This is a genomic window from Ruegeria atlantica (assembly GCF_013032005.1).
Lineage (GTDB): Bacteria > Pseudomonadota > Alphaproteobacteria > Rhodobacterales > Rhodobacteraceae > Ruegeria > Ruegeria atlantica_A.
Genome location: NZ_WQBE01000002.1, coordinates 42,123 through 65,155, shown reverse-complemented (window position 1 = coordinate 65,155; position 23,033 = coordinate 42,123). Strand labels below are relative to the sequence as shown.

At 58.0% G+C, this 23,033-nt stretch carries 24 protein-coding genes; 11 read left to right on the top strand and 13 right to left on the bottom strand.

Annotated features, from left to right (window positions below):
* Positions 1–62: 62 nt before the first annotated feature.
* On the bottom strand, positions 63–1,388 hold the full coding sequence (locus GOX21_RS06125; RefSeq protein ID WP_170376222.1) for a methyltransferase family protein: 1,326 nt from the start codon (positions 1,386–1,388) through the stop codon (positions 63–65).
* Between the two features lie 24 nt (positions 1,389–1,412).
* On the bottom strand, positions 1,413–2,324 hold the full coding sequence (locus tag GOX21_RS06120; protein WP_170349776.1) for a LysR family transcriptional regulator: 912 nt from the start codon (positions 2,322–2,324) through the stop codon (positions 1,413–1,415).
* 228 nt (positions 2,325–2,552) lie between these two features.
* Between GOX21_RS06120 and GOX21_RS06115 the strand changes: the two genes are divergently transcribed.
* Both GOX21_RS06115 and GOX21_RS06110 read left to right on the top strand, forming a co-directional pair.
* Positions 2,553–2,993, top strand: a complete 441-nt coding sequence (locus GOX21_RS06115) for a DUF4399 domain-containing protein (RefSeq protein WP_170376221.1) — start codon at positions 2,553–2,555, stop codon at positions 2,991–2,993.
* A 78-nt stretch (positions 2,994–3,071) separates the two neighbouring features.
* Complete coding sequence (locus GOX21_RS06110) at positions 3,072–3,680, top strand: LysE family translocator (RefSeq protein WP_170349778.1); 609 nt, start codon at positions 3,072–3,074, stop codon at positions 3,678–3,680.
* Between the two features lie 13 nt (positions 3,681–3,693).
* Here the strand turns inward: GOX21_RS06110 and GOX21_RS06105 are convergent, their stop codons facing one another.
* Entirely contained in the window at positions 3,694–5,721 is a 2,028-nt protein-coding gene (locus GOX21_RS06105; protein ID WP_170376219.1) for an NADPH-dependent 2,4-dienoyl-CoA reductase, read from the bottom strand.
* 137 nt (positions 5,722–5,858) lie between these two features.
* Between GOX21_RS06105 and GOX21_RS06100 the strand changes: the two genes are divergently transcribed.
* The 5 genes from GOX21_RS06100 (at position 5,859) to GOX21_RS06080 (ending at position 9,940) form a co-directional block, all read left to right on the top strand.
* Positions 5,859–6,344: an RNA pyrophosphohydrolase gene (locus tag GOX21_RS06100; RefSeq protein ID WP_170376217.1), complete on the top strand. Its 486-nt coding sequence runs from the start codon at positions 5,859–5,861 to the stop codon at positions 6,342–6,344.
* A gap of 6 nt (positions 6,345–6,350) precedes the next feature.
* Positions 6,351–6,890 (top strand): RNA polymerase sigma factor SigZ, encoded by a 540-nt coding sequence (gene sigZ, locus GOX21_RS06095; RefSeq protein ID WP_170376215.1) that lies wholly within the window; start codon positions 6,351–6,353, stop codon positions 6,888–6,890.
* Positions 6,891–6,954: 64 nt separating this feature from the next.
* Positions 6,955–7,665 carry a glutathione S-transferase family protein gene (locus GOX21_RS06090; protein WP_170376213.1) on the top strand — a complete coding sequence of 237 codons (711 nt, stop codon included), beginning with the start codon at positions 6,955–6,957 and terminating at the stop codon, positions 7,663–7,665.
* A gap of 71 nt (positions 7,666–7,736) precedes the next feature.
* Positions 7,737–9,110 (top strand): radical SAM protein, encoded by a 1,374-nt coding sequence (locus tag GOX21_RS06085; protein ID WP_170376211.1) that lies wholly within the window; start codon positions 7,737–7,739, stop codon positions 9,108–9,110.
* Positions 9,107–9,940: a DUF547 domain-containing protein gene (locus GOX21_RS06080; protein ID WP_170376209.1), complete on the top strand. Its 834-nt coding sequence runs from the start codon at positions 9,107–9,109 to the stop codon at positions 9,938–9,940. Before GOX21_RS06085 ends, GOX21_RS06080 begins: the two co-directional genes overlap by 4 nt.
* A 13-nt stretch (positions 9,941–9,953) precedes the next feature.
* On the opposite strand, the gene GOX21_RS06075 is transcribed toward GOX21_RS06080, so the two are convergent.
* The 3 genes from GOX21_RS06075 to nth are packed head-to-tail and all read right to left on the bottom strand — an operon-like array spanning position 9,954 to position 12,464.
* Positions 9,954–10,805 carry a glycosyltransferase family 2 protein gene (locus GOX21_RS06075; RefSeq protein ID WP_170376207.1) on the bottom strand — a complete coding sequence of 284 codons (852 nt, stop codon included), beginning with the start codon at positions 10,803–10,805 and terminating at the stop codon, positions 9,954–9,956.
* Positions 10,806–10,833: 28 nt separating this feature from the next.
* Positions 10,834–11,823, bottom strand: coding sequence for an adenosine kinase (locus tag GOX21_RS06070; protein ID WP_170376205.1), 990 nt, complete (start codon positions 11,821–11,823; stop codon positions 10,834–10,836).
* The gene (gene nth / locus GOX21_RS06065) at positions 11,820–12,464 is read right to left on the bottom strand and encodes an endonuclease III (RefSeq protein WP_170349787.1); all 645 of its coding nucleotides are present in this window, start codon (positions 12,462–12,464) and stop codon (positions 11,820–11,822) included. Before nth ends, GOX21_RS06070 begins: the two co-directional genes overlap by 4 nt.
* 118 nt (positions 12,465–12,582) lie before the next feature.
* Between nth and GOX21_RS06060 the strand changes: the two genes are divergently transcribed.
* Entirely contained in the window at positions 12,583–13,434 is an 852-nt protein-coding gene (locus tag GOX21_RS06060) for a methylated-DNA--[protein]-cysteine S-methyltransferase (protein WP_170376203.1), read from the top strand.
* Positions 13,435–13,487: 53 nt separating this feature from the next.
* Here the strand turns inward: GOX21_RS06060 and GOX21_RS06055 are convergent, their stop codons facing one another.
* Entirely contained in the window at positions 13,488–14,927 is a 1,440-nt protein-coding gene (locus tag GOX21_RS06055; protein ID WP_170376201.1) for an aldehyde dehydrogenase family protein, read from the bottom strand.
* A gap of 183 nt (positions 14,928–15,110) precedes the next feature.
* Between GOX21_RS06055 and GOX21_RS06050 the strand changes: the two genes are divergently transcribed.
* On the top strand, positions 15,111–15,761 hold the full coding sequence (locus GOX21_RS06050) for a peroxiredoxin (protein ID WP_170360748.1): 651 nt from the start codon (positions 15,111–15,113) through the stop codon (positions 15,759–15,761).
* A 69-nt stretch (positions 15,762–15,830) separates the two neighbouring features.
* Here the strand turns inward: GOX21_RS06050 and GOX21_RS06045 are convergent, their stop codons facing one another.
* The 4 genes from GOX21_RS06045 to GOX21_RS06030 all read right to left on the bottom strand — a co-directional run bounded on the left by GOX21_RS06045 (position 15,831) and on the right by GOX21_RS06030 (position 18,278).
* Positions 15,831–16,562, bottom strand: a complete 732-nt coding sequence (locus GOX21_RS06045) for a glycosyltransferase family 25 protein (protein WP_170376199.1) — start codon at positions 16,560–16,562, stop codon at positions 15,831–15,833.
* Between the two features lie 71 nt (positions 16,563–16,633).
* Entirely contained in the window at positions 16,634–17,323 is a 690-nt protein-coding gene (locus GOX21_RS06040; RefSeq protein WP_170376197.1) for an outer membrane protein, read from the bottom strand.
* A 131-nt stretch (positions 17,324–17,454) separates the two neighbouring features.
* Positions 17,455–17,982, bottom strand: a complete 528-nt coding sequence (locus GOX21_RS06035) for a helix-turn-helix transcriptional regulator (RefSeq protein WP_170376195.1) — start codon at positions 17,980–17,982, stop codon at positions 17,455–17,457.
* 23 nt (positions 17,983–18,005) lie between these two features.
* A complete protein-coding gene (locus GOX21_RS06030; protein WP_170376193.1) occupies positions 18,006–18,278 on the bottom strand; it encodes a PepSY domain-containing protein in 273 nt (90 codons plus the stop codon).
* Positions 18,279–18,530: 252 nt separating this feature from the next.
* Here GOX21_RS06030 and GOX21_RS06025 point away from each other — a divergent pair, with 252 nt between their 5' ends.
* Positions 18,531–19,166: a DUF1326 domain-containing protein gene (locus GOX21_RS06025; protein ID WP_170360738.1), complete on the top strand. Its 636-nt coding sequence runs from the start codon at positions 18,531–18,533 to the stop codon at positions 19,164–19,166.
* 52 nt (positions 19,167–19,218) lie between these two features.
* On the opposite strand, the gene GOX21_RS06020 is transcribed toward GOX21_RS06025, so the two are convergent.
* Entirely contained in the window at positions 19,219–19,557 is a 339-nt protein-coding gene (locus GOX21_RS06020; RefSeq protein WP_170360736.1) for an NIPSNAP family protein, read from the bottom strand.
* 124 nt (positions 19,558–19,681) lie between these two features.
* The gene (gene pnp / locus GOX21_RS06015) at positions 19,682–21,832 is read right to left on the bottom strand and encodes a polyribonucleotide nucleotidyltransferase (RefSeq protein WP_170376191.1); all 2,151 of its coding nucleotides are present in this window, start codon (positions 21,830–21,832) and stop codon (positions 19,682–19,684) included.
* 282 nt (positions 21,833–22,114) lie between these two features.
* On the opposite strand from pnp, the gene GOX21_RS06010 reads away from it, so the two are divergent.
* A complete protein-coding gene (locus tag GOX21_RS06010) occupies positions 22,115–22,876 on the top strand; it encodes a DUF3299 domain-containing protein (RefSeq protein ID WP_170376189.1) in 762 nt (253 codons plus the stop codon).
* Positions 22,877–23,033: the final 157 nt, after the last annotated feature.

The window sequence follows — 23,033 nt, the reverse complement described above, 5'->3', positions numbered from 1 at the left end:
CGACAAAACGAAGACGATCTGTGGTTGTTCTTCGACCAATCGCCTTCGGTTGGCTCTGACCGTCAGGGTTTCTGACTGCGACGTTGATTTCGTAAGCGCGCAATCAGGCCATTCTCCGCGATCCAGTCAGCATAGGCGTGATAGTCTTCGTCGGTCATAAGATGCTTTTCTTCCGTCTTAGCGCGCGCGTAATACAGTGCATTCACCCCCAACAACAAAATGCAGCTTTGAAGGGCGGCCGCTGGTCCGACGGCCGAAAGAAATGGCATGTAAAGCATCCACCACATGATGTTTTTGGACAGATAGGCAGGATGCTTGGAATAGCGAAACGGCCCGGTCGTGATAATCCCGCGATGGGTCAGGTTCGAAAAACGAAGCCCGAACGCAGCGGTTGCCCAGGCATAGATTATGGCAAGCAACAGAATTACGCCGCCCCAAACAATCAAAAGCACAGGCTGATCCGACAGCCAATCCGTCCATGATTGCGTGCCTGCGCGATAGTCGAGCGGGCCGCCAGTGGTCATCAACGCGAAGGGGGGATAACACACCAGCGCAGCGACCCAGGCAGACAGATACGGGTTCGCAGTTCTAATATGTGAATCGAGAACCCGGAACGTGCAGACATAGCCAATCGACCCGATGCACACATCCACAAGAAAGGAAACCTGGATCAAGAGCAGGATGAGCGACACCGGGTCGGCAAGAAAGCTCTCTAGATCCGCGTTGGTCACGAAACTGACGATCTGCGGTAGGATGGTGATCATGAAGGCCAGGAAAAACCCTTTGACCAGCCATGTCCTGCAATGGTCTTTAATCTTTTCAGAATCCACGACGGAAAGCTGCAGGGTGATCAGCTTACCAAAGTGCCAAAGCTCGTCGCGCGGCTCGACCATGTGGCGGGTGGTGAAGGCAATATAAGCTGGGGACAGAATCCAAATTATAGGAAACCACGCAAGGGTCAGTGCGCGAACCAGCTCGTATTTCGACGAGTCGTAGGTCGGAATGGTCTGGTAGGCCATGGCGATGACGAAAAAGGTCGCTCCAAGGCCCAGGGTCTTTGTTACCGTGATTGAGACAACATCTGAAGAGTGCCTCCTGAGCCTATAATCCAATCCTGTTGAGGCGCGCAAATGGGCCTTGTCCAGCAGGATAGACGACACAATCATCGGAAGCGCGGCACCCGCCAACAACAACTGAATGGACTGCAACAACGGCGTGTCGAAATAGACGGCTGCCAATGTTGCTGCAAAAAGGCCGACTACGCCAATCAGGCCAGTGATTTCGCTTACGGCTGAAACCGGGGGCGTTTTTGACCCTGTTGACGATGCAGGACGTGCGTCGCCATCGGCGTGCTCGGTGCTATTCTCGGTCTGAATAGCTGTATTCATTTGTTCAGCCTGTTGAGCATCGGGTCAGTCCACCCAATCCATCAGGCCTTTTTCCGCAAAGGACTGAACCAGGAAATCGATGAACGCGCGTACTTTGGGCTGCGTGAAGCGGCCGGGTGGATAGACGGCATAGATACCCTGCACCTCATCGGGCAATGACGGCATCGCATCCAGTACCTCGCCGGATTTCAGCGCCTCGGCATATAGGTAGCTGGGCAGATATGCGATCCCCAGCCCCGAGATCGCCGCGTTCAACAGCGACTGACCGTCATTCACGCTGAGCCAACCGGCGGTGCGCACTTGTCTTTTTTCACCTGACGGTGCGGTCAACCTCCAGACATTGCCCGAGGATTGGCTCGAATAATGCAGCAGCTTGTGTTCATTCAGATCGTCGATTTTCTGCGGACGACCGAATTTCTCGATATAGCTGGGCGCGGCCACCATTCGTTTCACGGTTTCGGTCAGTTTACGTGCGCGCAGGGTGCTGTCCTCAAGCTCACCAATGCGTACGGCGACGTCGAAGCCTTCGGAAATCAATTCCACGTAACGGTTGTTCAGAACCATATTCACGGTGATATCCGGGTACGCGGCCAAAAAGTCCGACAGCACCGGCGACAGATGGTTCACCCCGAAATCCGTCGCCACGCTGATTCGCAGCAGGCCAGAAGGTGCCGATTGCATTGAGGTGACCAGCGCATCCGCTTCGCCCGCGTCATTCAGTACGCGGCGCGCGCGGTCGTAATAGGCCAGCCCGATCTCGGTCGGGGATACCCGACGCGTGGTACGGTTCAGCAATCGTGCGCCCAGCCGTGCCTCTAGGCTTGATACATGCTTTGATACTGCAGATTTAGAAATACCCATCTTCTTGGCCGCATCGGTGAACCCACCCTGATCCACCACATTGGCAAAGGCTTCCATTTCGGTCAGTCGGTCCATACTCGTTCCCCGGGTGTTTTGTCTCTGCCTGACTTTGGCGCCCAATCTGGGCGGAAACGGGGCAGACATGGGATAATATCAGGGATTTAATTGCTATCGTTTGCAGATGGGAAACGCGGAAACAATAGTTTCCAAGGTGACTACACCCCAAAAAAGACAAAGGGTTTAGGGGCATTGGCGCGAATATGCTAAGATGAGAATGGCAAATTTGTGACCACGGAGGAGATCATGAAAGCCTTTTTCGCCCTTGCTGCCCTGTGCCTGTCCGCAACCCTTGCGTTGGCCGGTGGAGAAACGCCATCCAACCCCGAAGCAAAGGTTTATTTCGTCAATCTGGCGGACGGGGATACCGTCAAGTCCCCTGTGACGGTGGTCTTTGGTCTTAGCGGCATGGGCGTGGCCCCGGCCGGGACCGAGAAGGAAAACACCGGTCACCATCATTTGCTGATTGACCGCCCACCGCTAGGAGAGGGCGAAGACGGCGCGGATGAGCTGGCCTATGGTTTGCCCGCAGACGACAATCACCTGCATTTTGGTGGCGGTCAGACCGAAGTGACGCTGGACCTTGCCCCCGGTGAACACACGCTGCAACTGGTGTTGGGCGATGCAGGGCACGTGCCGCATGCAACACCAATTGTGTCCGAGGTGATTACGATTACGGTGGAGTAGTCACCAGAACTGCCAGCTAAAACGGTTTACATTAATTTGATTGTCGGAAACTCTGCCTCGGAACAAGTTGGAGGCGGCATGTCGCTTGAGTTTTTTCTGACATCCCTAATTGTGGTGCTATTGCCGGGGACCGGTGTGATATACACGCTGGCCGTTGGTCTTGGGCGCGGTTTTCGCGCCAGCCTTGCGGCCGCAGTTGGATGTACAATTGGAATCGTTCCGGCAGCGCTTGCCAGTATCATCGGGCTTGCCGCGCTTTTGCATACCAGCGCGCTGGCGTTTCAGCTCATCAAGTATCTGGGTGTCCTTTATCTGTTTTATATGGCTTGGGGGATTCTCAAAGATGGCGGCGCATTGGAGGTCAATGCCGAGAAATCCTCGGTAAGCCACGTCAAAATCGCGGTGACCGGAACTTTGATCAATGTTCTGAACCCCAAACTATCCTTGTTCTTTCTGGCCTTCCTGCCACAGTTCTTACCGGCAGGTACGGCGAACGCAGGGCTGGAACTGATCAAGCTCGCCCTTGCCTTCATGGCACTGACCTTTGTGGTCTTTGTTGGATACGGAGCCTGCGCGGCGCTGGCGCGGGATTATGTCATTCACCGACCATCCGTCATGACCTGGATCAAGCGGTGTTTCTCAACCGCGTTTGGTGCGCTGGGCGTCAAGCTCGCGCTTTCCGAGTAACCTTTGTACGAACTCAGAGGCTAGCCGCCAACCGTGTGCCCTGATTGATCGCCCGCTTGGCGTCCAGCTCTGCCGCTACATCCGCGCCACCAATCACGTGCGGGGTGATGCCGCGATCGATCAGCGCGTTGGCAAGGCAGCGTTCAGACACCTGACCAGAACACAGAACAATCGTATCCGCTGGGATGACAGTCGGATCAGCGCGTTCTTCGCCAAAGGTTACATGCAGGCCGTCCTCGTCGATGCGTTCATAGTTCACGCCGCCTACGAAATTGACGTTTTTCATCTTTAGCGTTGCGCGGTGAATCCATCCCGTAGTTTTGCCCAGCCCTTTGCCGTGTGCCTGCTTCTTGCGCTGCAACAGGGTGATCTGCCGCTTGGGGGCCTCGGGCTGCGGGCCTTCGGGGGCCAGGCCCGAGCGGTGATCCTCGGGGTCGGTCACACCCCATTCTTTCATCCAGACGGGCAAGTCGGTTGTGGGGCTATGTCCGTCTTCAATCAGGAATTCGGACACATCAAAACCAATGCCGCCTGCGCCGATCACGGCGACGGACGCGCCGACCTCGGCCTTGTTGCGCAGCACGTCGATATAGCTGAGGACGTTGTCCCGATCCTGTCCCGGTATCTGCGGATCGCGCGGGGTAACACCGGTGGCGATGATCACCTCGTCAAAACCGGTCAGGTCATCGGCACTAATCTCGCGGTTCAGTTCCACCTTCACACCCAGATCAGCCATCATGGTGCGGTACCAGTCGACCAGGCCCCAGAACTCTTCTTTACCCGGTACCTGTTTGGCCATGTTCAGCTGACCGCCAATTTCACTGGCGCGGTCGAACAGGGTGACCTCATGGCCGCGCTGGGCGGCGGTCATGGCGGTGGATAGACCAGCCGGGCCAGCACCGACAATAGCCACCGTCTTGACCGTATCTGCCTTGGCAATCTCCAACTCGGTCTCGTGGCAGGCGCGCGGGTTAACCAGGCATGAGGTCAGCTTGCCGCTGAACGTGTGATCCAGGCAGGCCTGGTTGCAGGCGATACAAGGCGCGATCTTGGCGCTGTCCCCGGCAATCGCTTTGTTCACGAAATCCGCATCCGCCAGCATTGGGCGGGCCATTGAGACCATATCGGCGCAGCCTGTCGCCAAAACCTCTTCTGCCACTTCCGGTGTATTGATCCGGTTTGAGGTGATCACGGGGATCGAGACCTTGCCCATCAGCTTTTTGGTCACCCACGCAAAGGCGGCGCGGGGAACACTGGTCGCAATCGTCGGAATCCGTGCCTCGTGCCAACCGATGCCGGTGTTGATGATCGTCGCACCGGCCTGTTCGACCCGCCGCGCTAATTCCACCACCTCATCATGGGTCGAGCCGTTGGGGATCAGGTCAATCATCGACAGGCGGTAGATGATGATGAAGTCCGTTCCCACCGCCTCGCGCGTGCGGCGTACGACTTCGATGGGCAGGCGCATCCGGTTCTCATACGACCCGCCCCAACGATCGGTGCGCTTGTTGGTGTGGGTTACAAGGAACTGATTCAGGAAATACCCTTCAGAGCCCATGATCTCGACCCCGTCATAACCTGCCTTCTGGGCCAATCGGGCAGCGTTGACGATATCGCTGATCTGTTTCTCGATGCCGCCTTCGTCCAACTCGTTTGGCGGAAACGGCGAGATCGGAGACTTCACAGGGCTGGGGGCCACACATTTCGGGCCATAGGCATAGCGGCCCGCGTGCAGGATCTGCATCGCGATCTTGCCGCCTGCTTCGTGTACCCGCTGCGTCACGATGGAATGGTTCGCCACTTCTTTGTCGTTGGTCATCATTGACGCACCCGGCAGGACCGAGCCTTCAAGGTTCGGGCCAATCCCGCCCGTCACCATCAGTGCCACGCCACCCCGCGCACGGTCGGCATAGAACTCGGCCACGCGGTTCCAGTCGCCGGTTTCCTCAAGCCCTGTATGCATCGAACCCATCAGCACGCGGTTCTTCAACGTGGTAAAACCCAGATCCAGCGGGGCCAGCATGTTTGGGTACGCAGTCATGGCGAAACTCTCCCTCACGAATTTGCAACCTAAATTGACGCGCGCGTAAACTTTGTCACGCGAAACCTAACGTCACCCCCTTTGCGGACCTCGCGGCGCTTGTTAGAGGTTGCCTGAACATCCCCATGAGGCCACGCATGACCCCCGAAGAAATCGCTAAACTGCCCTATCGCCCCTGCGTCGGGTTGATGCTGATGAATGCCGACGGCAAGATTTTTGTCGGCCAGCGTAATGACCGCCATAAGGACGCGTGGCAGATGCCACAGGGTGGGGTGGACAAGGGTGAGAACCCCCGCGATGCTGCCTTGCGTGAGCTATGGGAAGAAACAGGCGTGACCGCTGATCTGGTCAAGGTGGTGGCCGAGACCGATGGCTGGCTTCCTTATGACCTGCCGCATGAGATTGTGCCCAATATCTGGAAAGGCCGTTTTCGCGGGCAGGAACAGAAATGGTTCCTGCTGCGCTTTACCGGCCGCGACGATCAGATCAATATCGCAACCGAGCACCCGGAATTCACCCGCTGGAAATGGCAAGACCCCGGCAAGCTGATCGCGGAAATCGTGCCTTTCAAGCGTGAGGTCTATGAGCAGGTGGTGGACGCGTTCGCCGATTACCTGTCATAAACCAGCATGCAGATCGAAGATATTTGGCCGAAATATCGCGCTCGTCTAAAGGCGTTTTTGCATTCGCGCGTGTCCAATGCGGCGGATGTGGATGACCTGCTGCAAGAGATTTCGGTCAAGGTCTTCACCGGCCTGCCTGATTTGAAAGATCCGGCCAAGCTGCAGCCGTGGCTGTTTCAGACGGCGGATCGCACTATCATTGACCACTATCGCAAAGCGGGCCGTGCGCAGGCGCATCCGGATGACCTGTGGTATCATCGCGATGATCCCGAAACCCGTCAGGATCTTGAAGGCTGTGTCGAACCCTTCATTCGGGGTCTGCCCGCCGAGACCGCAGATATGTTGATGGCCATAGACATCAATGGCATGTCACAACGCGATTATGCACAGGCGCATGGGCTGTCCTATTCGACCCTCAAGTCACGCGTTCAAAAAGGTCGGTCCGAGCTGCGCAAGGCGTTTGAAGACTGCTGCAATATTTCGATGGATGTGCGGGGAAACATCTCGGACGTGCAGGAAAAATCCAGCAATTGCAGAAAATGTTGATCTGATCGTCGTCTTTTTGGCGTGGGCTTCGTCTGACAGGTGAAGCAACCAAAAGGAAAGACCAATGATCCGTATCATCAGCTTTAAAATTTGCCCTTTCGTTCAGCGCGTCACGGCGTTGCTTGAGGCCAAGCAGATGCCCTATCAAATCGACTTCATCAGCCTCAGCGACAAGCCTGATTGGTTTCTTGAGCTGTCGCCCACAGGCCAGGTGCCCGTGCTGGTGACCGAAGGCGGCACGCCGCTGTTCGAGTCAGACGCAATCGCTGAATATCTTGATGAAGTCGCTACCCCGCTGCAACCCGATCTGACGCCCGAACAGCGCGCCTTGAACCGAGCGTGGAGCTATCAGGCCAGCAAACACTATCTGGTTCAGTGCAGCACCATGCAAAGTGCGGACAGCGCGGTATTTGGTGAACGCGTGACCAAATTGAACGCCGCCTTTGCCAAGGCGGAAAAACAACTGGGCGATGGTCCGTTCTTTGCAGGTGAAACGCTGGGCAATGTCGATATGGCATGGCTGCCCTTGTTGCACCGCGCTGCGATTGTCGCCGATTACAGTGGGCACGACATGCTGGCCGATTATCCCAAGGTGAAAGCGTGGCAGCGGGCCCTACAGGCCACGGGCATTCCGCAGAAATCCGTGTCCGACGACTTTCACGACCGCTTCACCGATTTCTATCTGGCCGAACGCACCTGGCTGGGTCGGGGTGCGAATGTGAACGAGGCTCCGTCGGCGACCGAAGTGAAACAATCCGGTGGCTGCTGCGGCTGATCGTTCACCGGCCCGCACGTTGGCGTGAGAGGGCGTGGCCGCATGTCCGAGCCCTCTCTAGCTTGATGCGTATGAAAGACACCGCGCATCCCCAGCCCGCCATTGTCCCCGCCGGACGCAAGTTCACAGGCACCGACCGTCGTGCCCCCTTGCGTGGTGGTTTGCTAAGTTGCGGTGAATTTGGTGCGGGACAGACAGCGGGGCGGTTTTACCCCATCGCCTGCGTCGCGCTTGAGGTCACCCAGCACTGCAATCTGGATTGCACGCTATGCTACCTCTCGGACCGGGCCGAGATGACCTTTGACCCACCGCTTTCGGTTCTGTTTGCACGGCTCGCCACGATCCGCAGCCACTATGGCAAAGGTGTCTCGGTACAACTGACGGGCGGTGACCCGACCCTGCGCAAGGTCGAGGATCTTGAGGCCCTGTGCCGCGAGATCCGCCGTCTGGGCATGCGGTCCTGCCTGATGACCAACGGTATCCGCGCCAGCCGGGCTTTTCTGACGCGGCTGGCAGCGGCAGGGTTGGATGATGTCGCCTTTCACGTCGACCTGACCCAGGAACGAAAAGGGTTCAGCACCGAGGTCGAACTGAACACCGTGCGCCGCGCCTACATCCGCCGCGCGCGCGGGTTGGGGTTGCGTATCCTGTTCAATACCACCGTGTTTGGCGGCAATTTCGGCGAGATACCGAAATTGGCCCGGTTTCTGCGTGACCGCCCCGAGGTTGCTTTTGTGTCGTTCCAGATGCAGGCCGATACCGGGCGCGGTGTACTGCGCGTGCGGCCCGATGCGATCACGCAGGACAGTGTGACGCGCGCGATCGAAGCAGGCTACGGCACGCCGCTGCATTTCGACACTGCTGCCATTGGGCATTCCAAATGCAATCGTTATGCCAGTGTGGTCACCGCCGGAGGGCGCGCGGTCTCGTTGCTGTCGAACCGGCGGCTGGTGCATCGGGTGATCGCCGCGCTTGAGGGCGTGGACGACAAACAGGACGCGCATATCCGCATCCGCCCCAAACTGCGGCGCATGATCTGGCGGCACCCGCTTCTGGCCTTGCGGGCGCTTGGTCATCTGGCGTTAAGCGTGGTGCGTCTGGGATCAGGGCTGCTGCGCGGCCCGGTGCGGCGGCAGGCCGTGTTCATCCATAACTTCATGGCGGCGGATGCGCTTGAGGAGGATCGCTGCGCCTCATGCGTGTTCATGGTCGCGACGGCCAACGGACCGCTGTCGATGTGTGTACACAATGCGCAGCGCGATATGCATCTGGCCAGCCCGGACCAGATCGAAGGCCCGACCGGCCCAAGCTGGTGGAACGCCGCCGTGCCGCGTCTGTCTGGTGGGCCGGATCTGCCCGAGCTTGGCGACCCCTCGCTTGCCCCGCTGAAGCGGCTCAAGGGTCAGATGCGGGCCCTGCGCCAGATTCGGAAGGACGCGTCATGAGATACCTGCTAATCCTACTGCTGCCCTTGCTGGCCGCTTGCGCCAGTGTCGAGCGTTTGGCGCTGCCCGCGCCTGAGACCTTGCCGGGGCAGACCTTGACCAGCTACGCGCCACTGCCCGGACAACGGGTTGATCACGGTGATTGGACGGCTTTCCTGTCCCGTTATGTCGCGCCGGATGCGCAAGGTGTAAATCGGCTGGCTTATGGGCAGGTGACGCAGGCCGACCGGGCGCGGCTGGATGGTTATCTGACCGATTTGCAAGCCGTGGATCCGATGCAACTGACCCGCGATCAGCAGCTGGCCTATTGGATCAATCTCTATAATGCGGTGACGGTGGATGTGGTTCTTGATAACTATCCCGTCGCCTCAATCCGCGACATTAAAGACGGGCCGCTGTCGATCGGCCCCTGGAACTGGCCTCTGGTTGAGGTGGCGGGGCAGACGCTGACCTTGAACGATATCGAGCATCGCATCATCCGACCCACATATGATGAGCCCCGCATCCACTATGCGTTGAACTGCGCGGCCGTGGGTTGTCCCAATCTGATGAGCCGCGCTTGGCAGGCCGAGACCTTGGAGCAGGACTTTGCCGCGGCCGAGCGTGCCTATGTCAATGATCCGCGCGGGGTGCGGTTCAATGATCACGGGAGGCCTGTCCTGTCAAAAATCTACATCTGGTTTCGCGAAGATTTTGGACCAAATGAACAGGCCGTGCTGTCCTATATTCGAACGGTCGCCGATCCCGACTTGCGGGTCCGATTGCAGCAAACACAGCGGGTCAGGGCGTATGATTACGATTGGCGGCTGAACGACGCGGCCGGTTCATAGCACGATCTTCCGATCACACCTGGCCGAGAATACCCTGCGGGAGTTCCACGACGCGGTTCATGTCGGGTGTCGCAACAGGCACAAGGATACCGCGCCGATACCAGGCTGGTCTGTGGCGATTGCTTTGAACGTTCCGGACGTGACTGAGATGAGCATCGCTATCATCGACCTGACCCAAAGCAATGTGGTCAAGAATAATCCGTTCCCACTTGTCCAGATTCTTCCACGAGCGCGGCGCGTTCTTCATCATGATTTTTCGATTACGATGGGCCTGATGCACGGCGTTCGAACACATCCGCATGTGCAGCAGATACAGCCCTTCAGGCATGTTTACAGTGTAGGAAGATGATCCTCGAGGGTTTATGTGAACCCCATGGTTTTCCAGCCGCATGCCATTTCGTACCGCAAACGCCTTGGAATACCTGGCAAGAACCAGACCATAGCGCCGCTGGGTGGTGATAGGGTCTGGCGTCAGTTCCTTTTCGCTTTCGTGTTGGAAAACCTCAAGGCCGAGGGCAAAGGCGAACGGAACCTCCTGACGCTGCAGGATCTCGGGCACGGTTCCATATGCCCTGTCCGCGACAATGAACTCATCCGAATCCGTGCGAATGACCCAATCATAAGAACTGGACAGAAACTGAACGAAGCGATGCAGCATTTCGAACCGCCACGTGTCGAAATTCGGAACGGGCTCCCTTGGGACAGTGATGCAGTTGCACCCTTGGGCAATCTCACGGTGCCGTGGGTCGGCACCATGAGAGACGATAAAAAGGTTTTCGCGGCCCAGCATGTCGCCGTAATAATCGCACCAGCGCGCCAGCATTTCATAGTCGCGGTACACCATCGTCAGCGCAGCTATTTTCATGCGATGCCCTCTGTCCGGCCCTGACTTTTTACAGCAAGCCTGCGGCGCGTAGCAGTTCCTGCATATTTGCTTCGGGCCTTGGGCCGATATGGCTGATCACTTCGCGGGCGCAGACATTGCCGATGCGGGCGCAGGTCTCATAATCGCGACCGGTGGCCATGCCATACAGGAACCCGGCGGCAAACTGGTCGCCCGCGCCGGTCGCGTCCACCGGCACCACCTTTTCCACCGGAACATCGGTGCGTTGGCCGTCATACAGAACCGTTACCCCGTCACCCGACCGGGTACACACAACCAGAGGGCAGATCGCGGCGGTCTTTGCTAGCGCTTCTTCCAGATCGTCGGTTTCGAATAGCGACTTGATCTCGGCCTCGTTGCCGATGACGAAATCCAGCTCGTTCTCGATCAGCAGCAGGAAATCGACCCTGTGACGTTCCACGCAGAACGGGTCCGAGATGGCGATGCCCGCCATTCCGCCGCCTTTGTGACAGTTTCGCGCAGCCTCAAGAAACGCCGCTTTGCCCTTTTCCTTGTCGAACAGATACCCTTCAAGGAACATAAGCTGGCTGTTGCCCGCCACGTCGCTTGAGACGTCTGCTGAGGACAGCTCGGAAGAAATCCCCAAATAGGTGTTCATCGACCGTTCCCCATCTGGCGAGACAAAGATCATTGAGCGCGAGGTCGGCAGTTCGCCACCCGGCACCGGCGGGTTCACGAAATCCACGCCATCCTCGTTCATCGCATCCGCATAGAACCGGCCCAACGCGTCATCATGCACTCGTCCGATAAACGCGGCATCCAGCCCCAGTGCGCCGGCCCCGGCGATAGTATTTGCCACAGACCCGCCCGGCGTCTGAACCCGACCTTCCATCGAGGCATACAGTACCTCGCCGCGTTCCTGTTCGATCAGCTGCATGATGCCTTTTTCGATGCCCATAAGTTCCAGGAAACTGTCATCGGCCTGGGAAATCACGTCCACAACGGCGTTTCCGATGCCAACAAGCTGGTAGGTTTTCATAGGTTCTTGTCCTCAAATTCGCAGAGATCGCGGATGATACAGGTGCCGCACATGGGTTTGCGCGCCTTACAGTGATAGCGGCCATGCAGGATCAGCCAGTGATGTGCATGCAGCTGGAAATCGGTCGGAATGTTGTCTTCGATGGCACGCTCGACCGCGTCCACGTTTTTGCCCGGGCAGATGCCGCTGCGATTGCCGACACGAAAGATATGGGTGTCCACCGCCTGCGCCGGATAGCGCCACCACATGTTCAGCACCACATTCGCCGTCTTGCGCCCCACCCCCGGCAGTGATTGCAAGGCCGCACGGGAATTGGGTACTTCGCCGCCATAGTCTTCGACCAGAATACGGCTGAGCTTGATGACGTTCTTGGCCTTTTGTCGAAAAAGACCGATGGTTTTGATGTGTTCGATCAGGCCGTCTTCGCCAAGATCCAGCATCTTTTGCGGCGTGTCGGCAACCTTGAACAACGCGCGTGTGGCTTTGTTGACGCCCGCGTCCGTCGCCTGCGCAGACAGCGCCACAGCAACGACCAAGGTGTAGACGTTGACGTGCTCCAACTCGCCCTTGGGTTCGGGGTCGGCGTCATGGAAACGCGTAAAGATCTCGCGGATCGTATGATAATCGAGTTGCTTTGCCATCTGGGCCTTAATGCCGCCCGCTGGCCCGTGACACAAGCCCAAAGCCAATGCGCAAGTTCCGGGTCGCTTGGACGTGGCCTGCGCGCTATGGTTTACCCCAGATAATGAGGTGAAAGACATGAACGTCCAGACTCCTGAAAGCGGCTATCACTACAACGTCATGCGACGCGCGATCGAGTTGATTGATCAGGGCGGAGAGCCCCTCAGCCTGGATGAGCTGGCCCGCCAGATGGACATGAGCCCGGCGCATTTCCAACGCCTGTTCTCGCGCTGGACCGGCGTGTCACCGAAACGGTACCAGCAATACCTGACTTTGGGTCACGCTAAGGCGCTGTTGCGCGAACGGTTCACGACGCTGGAGACCGCCCACAATGTGGGTCTGTCCGGCTCTGGCCGCCTGCACGATTTGTTCCTGAAATGGGAATCCATGAGCCCCGGCGAATACGCCCGCAAAGGCGCAGGGCTGACGATCTATTGGGGCTGGTTCGAAAGCCCCTTTGGTCCGGCGCTGGTGATGGGTACCGACAAAGGCATTTGCGGCATGGCCTTCGGCGCCGAGACCGGTGAAGAAGACGCGATGGAGGATATGCTGTCGCGCTGGCCACAGGCGGACTTTGTCGAGGACCCTATGCGCCTGCGCCCCTGGGTACTGAGCGCGTTTGGATCGGTCAGTGATCGGTTGGAGCCGACACCGCTCTACCTGATCGGCTCACCCCTGCAGATCAAAGTTTGGGAGGCTTTGATGCACATCCCATCAGGCCAGGTCACCACCTATTCCGAGATCGCGCAGCGGGTAGGGTCTCCGCAAGCGGTGCGTGCGGTCGGTACAGCGGTGGGGCGCAATCCGGTCAGCTGGCTGATCCCCTGCCACCGGGCGCTGCGGAAATCCGGCGGTTTGGGCGGCTACCATTGGGGCCTGCCGGTCAAACGCGCGATGCTGGCTTATGAGGCCGCGCAGGCGGATGCCTGAAAACAGAGCGAGGCACCGCAAGGTGCCTCACAATTGGATTATTCCAAGTCTGTTTACTCGGCTGCCCAGCCGCCGACGGATTTGACTTCCAAAAAGTCCTCCAAACCCCAAACGCCACCTTCGCGCCCGTTGCCGGATTGCTTCATCCCGCCAAAAGGCGATCCGGCGCTGCGTGACTGGCCATTCATTTCAACCATGCCCGACCGCAGCACCCGCGCCATACGATTGGCGCGCGCGGGGTCCTGTGTCTGAACATAGTTTGTCAGACCATAAGGCGTGTCATTGGCGATCTCGATGGCATCTTCTTCGGTGTCGAAGGGCATCATGGTCAGGACCGGGCCAAAGATTTCTTCACGCGCGATAGTCATCTGATTATTGGCGTCGGCAAAGACGGTGGGGCGGACGTAGTACCCTTTGTTCAGACCCTCGGGTCGACCGGTGCCACCAGCAACCAGACGCGCGCCCTCATCAATGCCCTGTTGGATCAGATCCTGAATCTTGGTCCATTGCACCTCGTTCACCACAGGGCCGATATGGCGACCTTCCTCAAGCGCGGGACCAACGGTGACTTTGTTGGCTACCTCTGCCGCAATCTCCACCGCCTGATCATAGATTGGGCGCTGGACCAGCATGCGGCTGGGCGCGTTGCAGCTTTGGCCGGTGTTGTTCATCATGTGCAGCACACCGCGTTTAACGGCCTTTTCATCGGCATCGGCAAAGATCACGTTCGCGCCTTTGCCGCCCAGTTCCAGATGCACTTTCTTCAGCGTTTCGGCCGCAGCCTTGGAAATCGCGGTTCCGGCACGGGTCGATCCGGTAAAGCTGACCATATCCACATCTGGGTGTGCCGAAAGTTGCGAGCCGACGCCCGCCCCATCGCCATTCACCAGATTGAACACGCCGGGCGGAAAGCCTGCGGCGTCCATCATCTCGGCAAAAATCATCGCGTTCAGCGGGCTTTGCTCGGATGGCTTCAGCACCATTGTGCAACCCGCAATCGCCGCAGCACCGACTTTGAGCGTGATCTGGTTCATCGGCCAGTTCCACGGTGTGATCAGGGCCGCAACGCCTACGGCCTCGTGAATGATGCGGTCATTGGGGGCATGATCGCCCAACGGGCGTTCGAACGGGAAATCCTTTGCGGCGCGGATGAAGTTCTTGAGGTGATAGATGCCCGCGCCTGCTTGCGAACTGCGTGACATATCCAGCGGCGCGCCCATCTCAAGCGACATAGCCTGCGCCAGATCTTCCGAGCGGGTTTGATAGACCTCGACAAGTTTTTCCACCAGCGCGATCCGTTCCGCAACCGGAGTGGCCATCCAGCTGGGCAGAGCCGCCTTGGCCGCAGCGACGGCGGCATCCGTATCGGCCTGCGCGCCCAACGAGATCACCGCGCAGGGTTCCTCGGACGAGGGGTTGATCACGTGAAAGTCATTGGCCGCCGAGGGGGCGACCCACTGACCGTTGATATAGAAATCGCGTTTTTCGATCATGGCGCATCCTCCTGTGCCAATAGCCCGAAGCCGGGAATCGCGGCCACTCTGTCACCGGGGCAAGGGCACGGCAAGGAAAAATTTGATCAAATTATTTGACGCCCTTATGTGGTTTAACAATCGCGCAAAGTGTTTAGGTTTACGGCAACCGACTCGGGTTTTTCACAATAAAGGAGATTCGCCTTGGGTTTGCGCATCAATGATACGGTTCCGAACTTCACTGCAGAGACGGATCAGGGCACCATTCAGTTCCATGATTGGATCGGTGACAGCTGGGCGATCCTGTTTTCGCACCCCAAAGATTTTACTCCTGTTTGCACCACCGAGTTTTCGGCTGTGGCGCAGCTGAATGACGAATGGGCGGCTCGCAATACCAAGGTTCTGGGCGTGTCGGTCGACGGGGTCGAGGATCACAAGAAGTGGAAAAAAGACATCGAGGCTTACGGCAACGCCAACCCCGGCTTTCCGATCATCGCCGATGACGGGCTGGCGGTGTCCAAGGCGTTCGACATGCTGCCAGCCGAGGCGTATCTGCCCGACGGTCGCACGCCTGCAGACAGCGCCACGGTGCGCTCGGTCTTTATAATCGGGCCGGACAAGCAGCTGAAACTTTCGATGACCTATCCGATGACCGTGGGCCGGAACTTTGCCGAGATTCTGCGCGCGCTGGACGGATTGCAGATGTCGGCCAAGGGCGTTGCGACGCCTGCCAACTGGGTGCCGGGTGAAGACGTGATCATCCCTCCCGCCGTGTCCAACGACGAAGCGAAAGAAAAGTTCGGCGAGTTCGAAACGATCTTTCCCTATCTGCGCAAGACCAAGGCGCCGTCGTAAGGCGGCACCGGGTCTGAGGGGCTGTCTGCCCCCCTCGCGCCTAACGGCGTACTTCCCCCGAAGGTATCTTCAGCCAGATGAAGTACGCGGGCGCTGCGGGTGCAGGTGCAGCTTTGCCCGATAAGCTGCGCGTTTGAATTCGCGGGTCAGTTTATCCGACAGTGGCGGTTTGGTTTGGATGGTCGACCCACCGATTTCGCGCGCCACCTCTTGATTGCCACTGCCCAGCAGGGCGTGGATGGGTTGGCCGGTCAGCCAGTGCATTTGCATGAAGGTATCTACCGGGCGGTCAATCTGTTCGGTGGCGGCAAGCAATCGTTTGGCCGCGTGTCGACCCACCATCTGACAGACGCATTGCAACCCGATCACCTTGGGCAGGATCAGCCGAAGCCCGTTCTGTTCGGCCAGAGTCTGAACCGAGACCTCGCGCTGCTTTACCGGAATGCGGATATAATGGTCGGGTGTGGCGACCGGGGCCAGAACCTCTAGCGTCTCGGCCATGCGGGCGGGGTCGATACGCAGGTCATCTTCGGTGATGATGGCCAGATCAATTTCTTCATCGACCAGCTTGCGCCAGATGCGGCGATGGCTTTCGAACACGCCGATTTCAGCCGGACGGAGGGGAAAGGGGTAATGCGGGCGGTGCAGATTGCCGGGATGAAGCTGAACACCGGCGATCTGTTCAGGATCACGGCCATTCACGGCCTCGAACAGTTCGGCATTTGGCAGATCGGCGCACAGCTCGTCGGCATTGGGTCGCCGGGCGGTGCTAGAGGACATATGGATGATAAAAGATCGCATGATCCCGTGCATAGAACACGGGACCATGCGGGGGAAGAGGAACCGGATAGAAACTCTGCCCCCGTGCGCACTCAGAACCCGTAGCGCAGTCCGACATTGACACTGAACGTGTCGATATCGTCTTCGACAGAGCCGGTGGAGGCTCCGTTGGGTGCCACGCGGTTGGTTGAGACGTCGAAGGCACGAGAATAGCGGGTATCGAGGGTTAATGCAGTGGTTTCGTTGACCTCATAAGCCACGCCGGCGATGACTTGGGCTGCAAAGTTCGTCTCACTGTCGTCCAGCCGCACGCCCGGCCCGTAAGAGATGTCGATATCGGAATAGGTTACGCCAAGACCCAGACCCACATAGGGTGTGAAAGCGCTGCTTTGCTTGATGTCGAACAGCACATTGCCAAACAGCGAGGTCTGCGTGATATCGCCCGATGTATTCCCCTCGTTCCCTGGCCCGTTGCCCGAGAAATTGACGCCGTCCACGTCGTTGTCGCGGTAGGACAATTCCAGTTCGACCCGGGTGCCGATGCGGTCATTAGACCATTGTGGAATTTCCTTGCCAACGGCGATACCCAGCCCATAGCCCGCGTCAAAATCGGTGTCCACGGATTGTGGCGATCCGTTGACCGTGCCGCCGAAGTCGCTGTCTTGCAATTGGCTGTAGCCTGCGAAGCCCTGAATATAAAGGCCATCAGTCAGGCTTTGGGCAGCCAGTGCCGACGCGCTGACCGTCAGGGCCGCCGAGGCGAGAATGAGACGAGAAACCATAACCATGTCCTTTGTTCCGAATTGGGTACAAGGCACATGTGGGCAATTGAGACGCGAAAAGAAGGCGCGGGAGCTTCACGTTGAGTCACAGGTTATTTGCACGGTGTGAGTGAATAAATCCGCCTTGAATTTCAGATTTGATCTTTTCTGGGCTTGGGCGCTTTGGGCTCGTTTATCAGCGGAGCGGTCAAAAGCTCTTCGACAAAGAAACTGAGCAGTTGAAGCCGCCCCGTGACATCTGCCTTACGATAGATCGCTGCGCTTTGTGCCTTGATCGTCCCTTCTTTGGTCTGCCTGAGTTCGGCGATTTCTGCGATGGACAGCCCTTTGATGGACAGCAGCGCGACGTCACGTTCAGCGTCGCTGAGTTGCCATTCGCTGAACTGGTTATCGATGATTTGGGCAAAGGCACCCTGCGCCACACCAAGCTGGCGCTGCATTTCGCGCACGCGTCGGTTTTGGGTGCGTATCAGGGTAATGGTTGCAGCCAGTCCCCCCATCAGAGCCAGCGACAGGACCAGTTCAAACCCGTGCAGATGGCGGAACCCGGCACTTTCACCTCCGGTCCAATCCAGGATTGCGTCGGTCAAGAAAAAGGCGGCGCAGAGGGCCTGCACCACCAGAAGGAGCCAGAGTAAAGACGTCTGTGAGAGCTTCATGGCGCTCCTTTGATATCGCGCGGTCAGTCGTCGTCGTTTTCGATTTCGATGGCGGTCACCTCGCCATCCGTTTCGGTCAGGACCAGTTCAGTTTCCACGCCATCCTTGCTGAGTTCAACCTCGATCTCACCATCTTCGAATTCGATCTCTTCGATCTGGTACCCCTGCGCCTCTAGGGTCGACCGGATTTCGGCCTCGTTGGTTCCCAGTTTGTCGCCAAGCCCTACGTTGGCCAGAGCCAGGGCCGGGGCAGTTACGATCAGGCCGGTCAGTGTCAGCATCTTGAAGGTTTCCATATCGCATCTCCTTTTGTGCATTGCGTCGATGCGATCGAACTGGGGATGGCCTCCGGCTGCTGCGATTGGATTTTGGTTGAAACAGGCGGGTTTAAACCAAGGTTTACGCCGCAATTTCAACGAAACAGGGGCATTTGGGCCTTACGGTTCTGAACGCAACCAATTTGTGGTAGGGTGTTATCTGGGGAATAATCTACAGGCATGCGACCAACGACGTCGGGATTTTCAGACTGTGCATAACAGGAGAAGACGATGGGTTTTACTGATTGGTACATTGAAGGCGATGCTTTTGGGAACTGCAACTGCGGGTATGCATGCCCTTGCCAGTTCGAAGAATTGCCAACCCATGGCCATTGCCGCGGGTTTGAAGTGTTGGAAGTTTCAAAGGGGCATTTTGGCGACACGGATCTAAGTGGTACGAAGGCTGCTCTTATCTATGCCTGGCCGGGTCCCATTTTCGAGGGCGGCGGTGAGATGCAGGTGATCATCGATCCAAGTGCCTCGGACGCCCAACGCGCCGCATTGGAAAAGGTCTTTCACGGCGAAGAGACCGAGGAAATGGCGACCCACTGGCACGTTTTCCGTACGATGTGCGACAACGTTCACGAGACTCTGTATGTGCCGATTGATTTTGAGATGGACATGGACGGGCGTACGGCCCAGGTCACCATCGGGGATGTGCTGAAATCTTCCGGCGAACCGATTCAGGCACCGCATGGCGGTGGCCCGCATCGCGTACGGATCGATATCCCCGGCGGTATCGAATTCACCCTGGCCGAGATCGGCAGCGCGTCGACCAAGGCAGACGCGGCGATCAAACTGGACCTGAACGACAGCTACGGTCAGTGGCATGTCATGAAGCACGGGCCGACAGGGGTGGCGCACTGATTGTCGAGCAGCGCCGCATTTGTCCAAAACCCGAATTGCGGCGCAGTTCTCACTACATATCGAGTGTTCGAGCGCCTTTGAATGTCTCGAACCCGTTGGTTGTCTCGGTCAGTTCTGCCTCGTAATGGGCAATCATTGACATTGCGATGGGCTCGATCTGCTCGTGCCAGACTGGCCCTTCGTAGAAGTCATTCTTTATCCGCTCTCTTGCTTCCAAAGAGGGGAAAGCGCGCATCCAGTGTACTTTGTTGGCATCCTCCAGATCGCGGAGTGGCCCAAAAACAAGCATGCCTGCATCGCGCAGAGCAGAGCGGTTATGCTTTTCAAAAAACGCAATAAATTCCTCCCGGAGGCCGGGTTTCAGCGTGTAATGACGAATTTCCAGGATCATTGCATTGCCTCACAGAAGAACTCTTTAACTGTCGCCATGGTTCGAGGACGTTTCAAGGGCAACCCAAACAAAAAAAAACCCCGGCTGAAACCGGGGTCTTTCCTGTTCGGAATAGAAAGGCAGATTACTCTGCGCTTTCCTCTTTCTTCTCTTTCTTCTCGGGAACGATCTCTTCACCGGTTTCCTGATCGACCACTTTCATCGACAGGCGCACCTTGCCGCGATCGTCAAAGCCCAGCAGCTTGACTTTCACTTCCTGACCTTCCTTCAGAACATCTGACGGATGGTTCAGGCGGCGGTTTTCGATCTGGGACACGTGGACCAGACCGTCGCGCTTGCCAAAGAAGTTCACAAAGGCACCAAAGTCGACGATCTTGACCACTTTGCCGGTGTAGATCTGGCCTTCTTCCGGCTCAGCGACGATCGAATGGATCATGTCATAGGCCTTCTGGATAGATTCACCGTCGGGCGAGGCGATCTTGATGACGCCATCGTCGTTGATGTCGACCTTGGCGCCCGACACTTCGACGATTTCGCGGATGACCTTACCGCCCGAGCCGATCACTTCGCGGATCTTGTCGGTCGGGATGTTCATGGTCTCGATGCGTGGGGCGTGGACCGAGAATTCGTTGGTCTCGGACAGGGCTTTGCCCATCTCACCCAGGATGTGCATCCGGCCGTCCTTGGCTTGCGCCAGGGCTTTCTCCATGATCTCGGGCGTGATGCCCGCAACCTTGATGTCCATCTGCAGCGAGGTGATGCCGTTTTCGGTACCCGCAACCTTGAAGTCCATGTCGCCCAGGTGGTCTTCGTCACCCAGAATGTCGGACAGGATGGCATAGTCGCCGTCATCTTCCAGGATCAGACCCATGGCCACACCGGCAACCGGGGCTTTCAGCGGAACGCCCGCATCCATCATCGACAGCGAGCCGCCGCAGACCGACGCCATCGAGCTGGAGCCGTTGGATTCAGTGATCTCCGACACGATGCGGATCGTGTAGGGGAAGTCGGTCGCCGCAGGCAGTACCGCCTGCAGGGCGCGCCAAGCCAGCTTGCCGTGGCCGATCTCACGACGGCCGGGGCCACCAACGCGGCCAACTTCACCTACCGAATACGGAGGGAAGTTGTAGTGCAGCAGGAAGTTCGATTTGAAGTTGCCATGCAGCGCGTCGATGAACTGTTCGTCGTCGCCGGTGCCCAGCGTGGTCACGGCCAGCGCCTGTGTCTCACCACGGGTGAACAGGGCGGAACCGTGCGTACGCGGCAGCATCGAGGTTTCCGCAACGATCGAACGGATATCGGTGGTCGAGCGACCATCGATCCGCTTGCCGCCTTTGACGACGTCGCCGCGAAGAATACCTGCTTCCAGCTTTTTCATCGCGGAACCGAGGTTGCCGTCTTCCAGCTGTTCCTCGGTCAGTGCTTCCTTGATCGCTTCACGGGCAGCGGCAACAGCAGCCGTGCGCTCCTGCTTGTCGGTGATTGCGAATGCGGCGCGCATCTGCTCTTCACCGGCGGCCTTAACGGCAGCTGACAGTTCGGAGTAATCCGGCGCCTGGAAATCGAACGGCTCTTTCGCGGCCTCTTCAGCCAGCGAGATGATCAGGTCGATGACCGGCTGGATCTGCTCATGCGCAAAGTTAACCGCGCCCAGCATTTCCGCTTCGGACAGCTCGTAGGCTTCCGATTCCACCATCATCACGGCGTCTTTGGTGCCGGCAACAACCAGGTCAAGACGCTGTTCGGGGTTCAGGCGCAGGTCCTGCATATCGTCCACGGTCGGGTTCAGGACGTATTCGCCATCCTCAAACCCAACACGGGCACCGGCGATCGGGCCACGGAACGGCGCACCGGAAATGGTCAGCGCAGCCGACGCAGCGATCATCGCGACGATGTCGGGGTCGTTGACCAGATCGTGGCTTAGCACGGTGCACATCACCAGAACTTCGTTTTTGAAGCCGTCAACAAACAGCGGGCGGATCGGACGGTCGATCAGACGCGCGGTCAGCGTCTCTTTCTCGGTCGGGCGCGCCTCGCGCTTGAAGAAGCCACCCGGAACCTTACCGGCGGCATAGTATTTTTCCTGATAATGCACGGTCAGCGGGAAAAAGTCCTGACCGGGTTTTTGTGCCCGCGCAAAGGTCACGTTTGCCATAACGCTGGTCTCGCCCAGCGTGGCAATCACGCTGCCGTCCGCCTGACGGGCAACTTTGCCGGTTTCCAGTGTCAGCGTCTCTTCGCCCCACTGCATAGATTTCTTTGTTACATCAAACATATGCGTATCCTAGATGGGAGCACTCCCGGCCCTCCGGGTCTCCCGTTTGCATGGCGGCCCCATTGCCGCCGACCCCATTTTAACTTTCGTCTGAGTGCCAGGGTCAGGGCACAACGTCTCAGATATCGCGCGCATACATGAGATTGCGCCCAAAGGAAAGCGAAACCGAACCGGGTTGGCGGTCTGCCGCCCTGCTGAATTCGTGATGATGCCGGCATGGACCTGGGGTGGTACAGGCCGCTAAGGTACGGGGGCATTTCGGGTTTCGGGCGGAGAATGCAGATGACGGCCTGGCTAAAGATTATACCGCTGGCATTGCTGGGTTTCATCGGCCCGGTTTCGGCCGGGCCAGGTGCTGCGTTGGATTGGGCCGCGCTGCCGGACCCGTCGGTCCAGACCTATGACGACCCGTTTCGCGCGCTTACCCCCGAGCAATTTGATGATCTGTTATTCGCGGTCCGCCTGCGCGGCAGGTTGCAGCAAGACGTCGGCAGCGCGGAAGACCGCCAGAAATGGCAAACACTTCTGATGGAAACCGAAGATGCCCTTGCCGCCGACCAGATTGACGTCGACTGGCTGCTGTCCCAGCGCGAATACGTGTCCGAGCGCCGAAACAGAGCCAACACAAGCGGCAATCCGGGTCTTGACGGTCAGACGGTGACCCTGATGGGTTATGCCATTCCTGCGCCATCGGATGAAGATGGCCAATCGGTGGCCTATCTGGTGCCTAAGCCCGGCATGTGCAGTCACCTGCCACCGCCCGCGCCGAACCAGATGATCCGGGTGAAATTGCGCAACGGCTGGACACCCGCCTATACGCATGAGCCGGTGCGCCTGACCGGGAAACTAGCCATTGATCCTACGGATCAAGTGATGAACGTTGTTGACGGGTTGGTGTCGATGCGCGCCACGTTCCGGTTGGATGCCGATCTAGTCGAGACGCTGGAAAACAAAGAAGGTCAATCCACCTGGACGCCAACCCTCAAGGACCGGTTGCGCGCGGCGGGCAGTCGTAAAACCCGTGGGGCGCCGTTACAGGATTAATTGCCCGATTTTTTCGTTTTTGGCAGTAAAACCCCAAGAATTGCGTGGATTTTGCGAAATTTTGATGATCGTGTAAGCTCTTACCAGAAGACTCGCGGTCGACATGACGGGAAACGCGCCAAGGGAAAACCAGAAAACTTGCCGTCCACCGACCGAA

Coding starts and splice junctions, on each gene's coding strand:
- GOX21_RS06125 (WP_170376222.1), bottom strand. CDS start 1,388: ATGAATACAGCTATTCAGACCGAGAATAGCACCGAGCACGCCGATGGC.
- GOX21_RS06120 (WP_170349776.1), bottom strand. CDS start 2,324: ATGGACCGACTGACCGAAATGGAAGCCTTTGCCAATGTGGTGGATCAG.
- GOX21_RS06115 (WP_170376221.1), top strand. CDS start 2,553: ATGAAAGCCTTTTTCGCCCTTGCTGCCCTGTGCCTGTCCGCAACCCTT.
- GOX21_RS06110 (WP_170349778.1), top strand. CDS start 3,072: ATGTCGCTTGAGTTTTTTCTGACATCCCTAATTGTGGTGCTATTGCCG.
- GOX21_RS06105 (WP_170376219.1), bottom strand. CDS start 5,721: ATGACTGCGTACCCAAACATGCTGGCCCCGCTGGATCTGGGTTTTACC.
- GOX21_RS06100 (WP_170376217.1), top strand. CDS start 5,859: ATGACCCCCGAAGAAATCGCTAAACTGCCCTATCGCCCCTGCGTCGGG.
- sigZ (WP_170376215.1), top strand. CDS start 6,351: ATGCAGATCGAAGATATTTGGCCGAAATATCGCGCTCGTCTAAAGGCG.
- GOX21_RS06090 (WP_170376213.1), top strand. CDS start 6,955: ATGATCCGTATCATCAGCTTTAAAATTTGCCCTTTCGTTCAGCGCGTC.
- GOX21_RS06085 (WP_170376211.1), top strand. CDS start 7,737: ATGAAAGACACCGCGCATCCCCAGCCCGCCATTGTCCCCGCCGGACGC.
- GOX21_RS06080 (WP_170376209.1), top strand. CDS start 9,107: ATGAGATACCTGCTAATCCTACTGCTGCCCTTGCTGGCCGCTTGCGCC.
- GOX21_RS06075 (WP_170376207.1), bottom strand. CDS start 10,805: ATGAAAATAGCTGCGCTGACGATGGTGTACCGCGACTATGAAATGCTG.
- GOX21_RS06070 (WP_170376205.1), bottom strand. CDS start 11,823: ATGAAAACCTACCAGCTTGTTGGCATCGGAAACGCCGTTGTGGACGTG.
- nth (WP_170349787.1), bottom strand. CDS start 12,464: ATGGCAAAGCAACTCGATTATCATACGATCCGCGAGATCTTTACGCGT.
- GOX21_RS06060 (WP_170376203.1), top strand. CDS start 12,583: ATGAACGTCCAGACTCCTGAAAGCGGCTATCACTACAACGTCATGCGA.
- GOX21_RS06055 (WP_170376201.1), bottom strand. CDS start 14,927: ATGATCGAAAAACGCGATTTCTATATCAACGGTCAGTGGGTCGCCCCC.
- GOX21_RS06045 (WP_170376199.1), bottom strand. CDS start 16,562: ATGCGATCTTTTATCATCCATATGTCCTCTAGCACCGCCCGGCGACCC.
- GOX21_RS06040 (WP_170376197.1), bottom strand. CDS start 17,323: ATGGTTTCTCGTCTCATTCTCGCCTCGGCGGCCCTGACGGTCAGCGCG.
- GOX21_RS06035 (WP_170376195.1), bottom strand. CDS start 17,982: ATGAAGCTCTCACAGACGTCTTTACTCTGGCTCCTTCTGGTGGTGCAG.
- GOX21_RS06030 (WP_170376193.1), bottom strand. CDS start 18,278: ATGGAAACCTTCAAGATGCTGACACTGACCGGCCTGATCGTAACTGCC.
- GOX21_RS06025 (WP_170360738.1), top strand. CDS start 18,531: ATGGGTTTTACTGATTGGTACATTGAAGGCGATGCTTTTGGGAACTGC.
- GOX21_RS06020 (WP_170360736.1), bottom strand. CDS start 19,557: ATGATCCTGGAAATTCGTCATTACACGCTGAAACCCGGCCTCCGGGAG.
- pnp (WP_170376191.1), bottom strand. CDS start 21,832: ATGTTTGATGTAACAAAGAAATCTATGCAGTGGGGCGAAGAGACGCTG.
- GOX21_RS06010 (WP_170376189.1), top strand. CDS start 22,115: ATGACGGCCTGGCTAAAGATTATACCGCTGGCATTGCTGGGTTTCATC.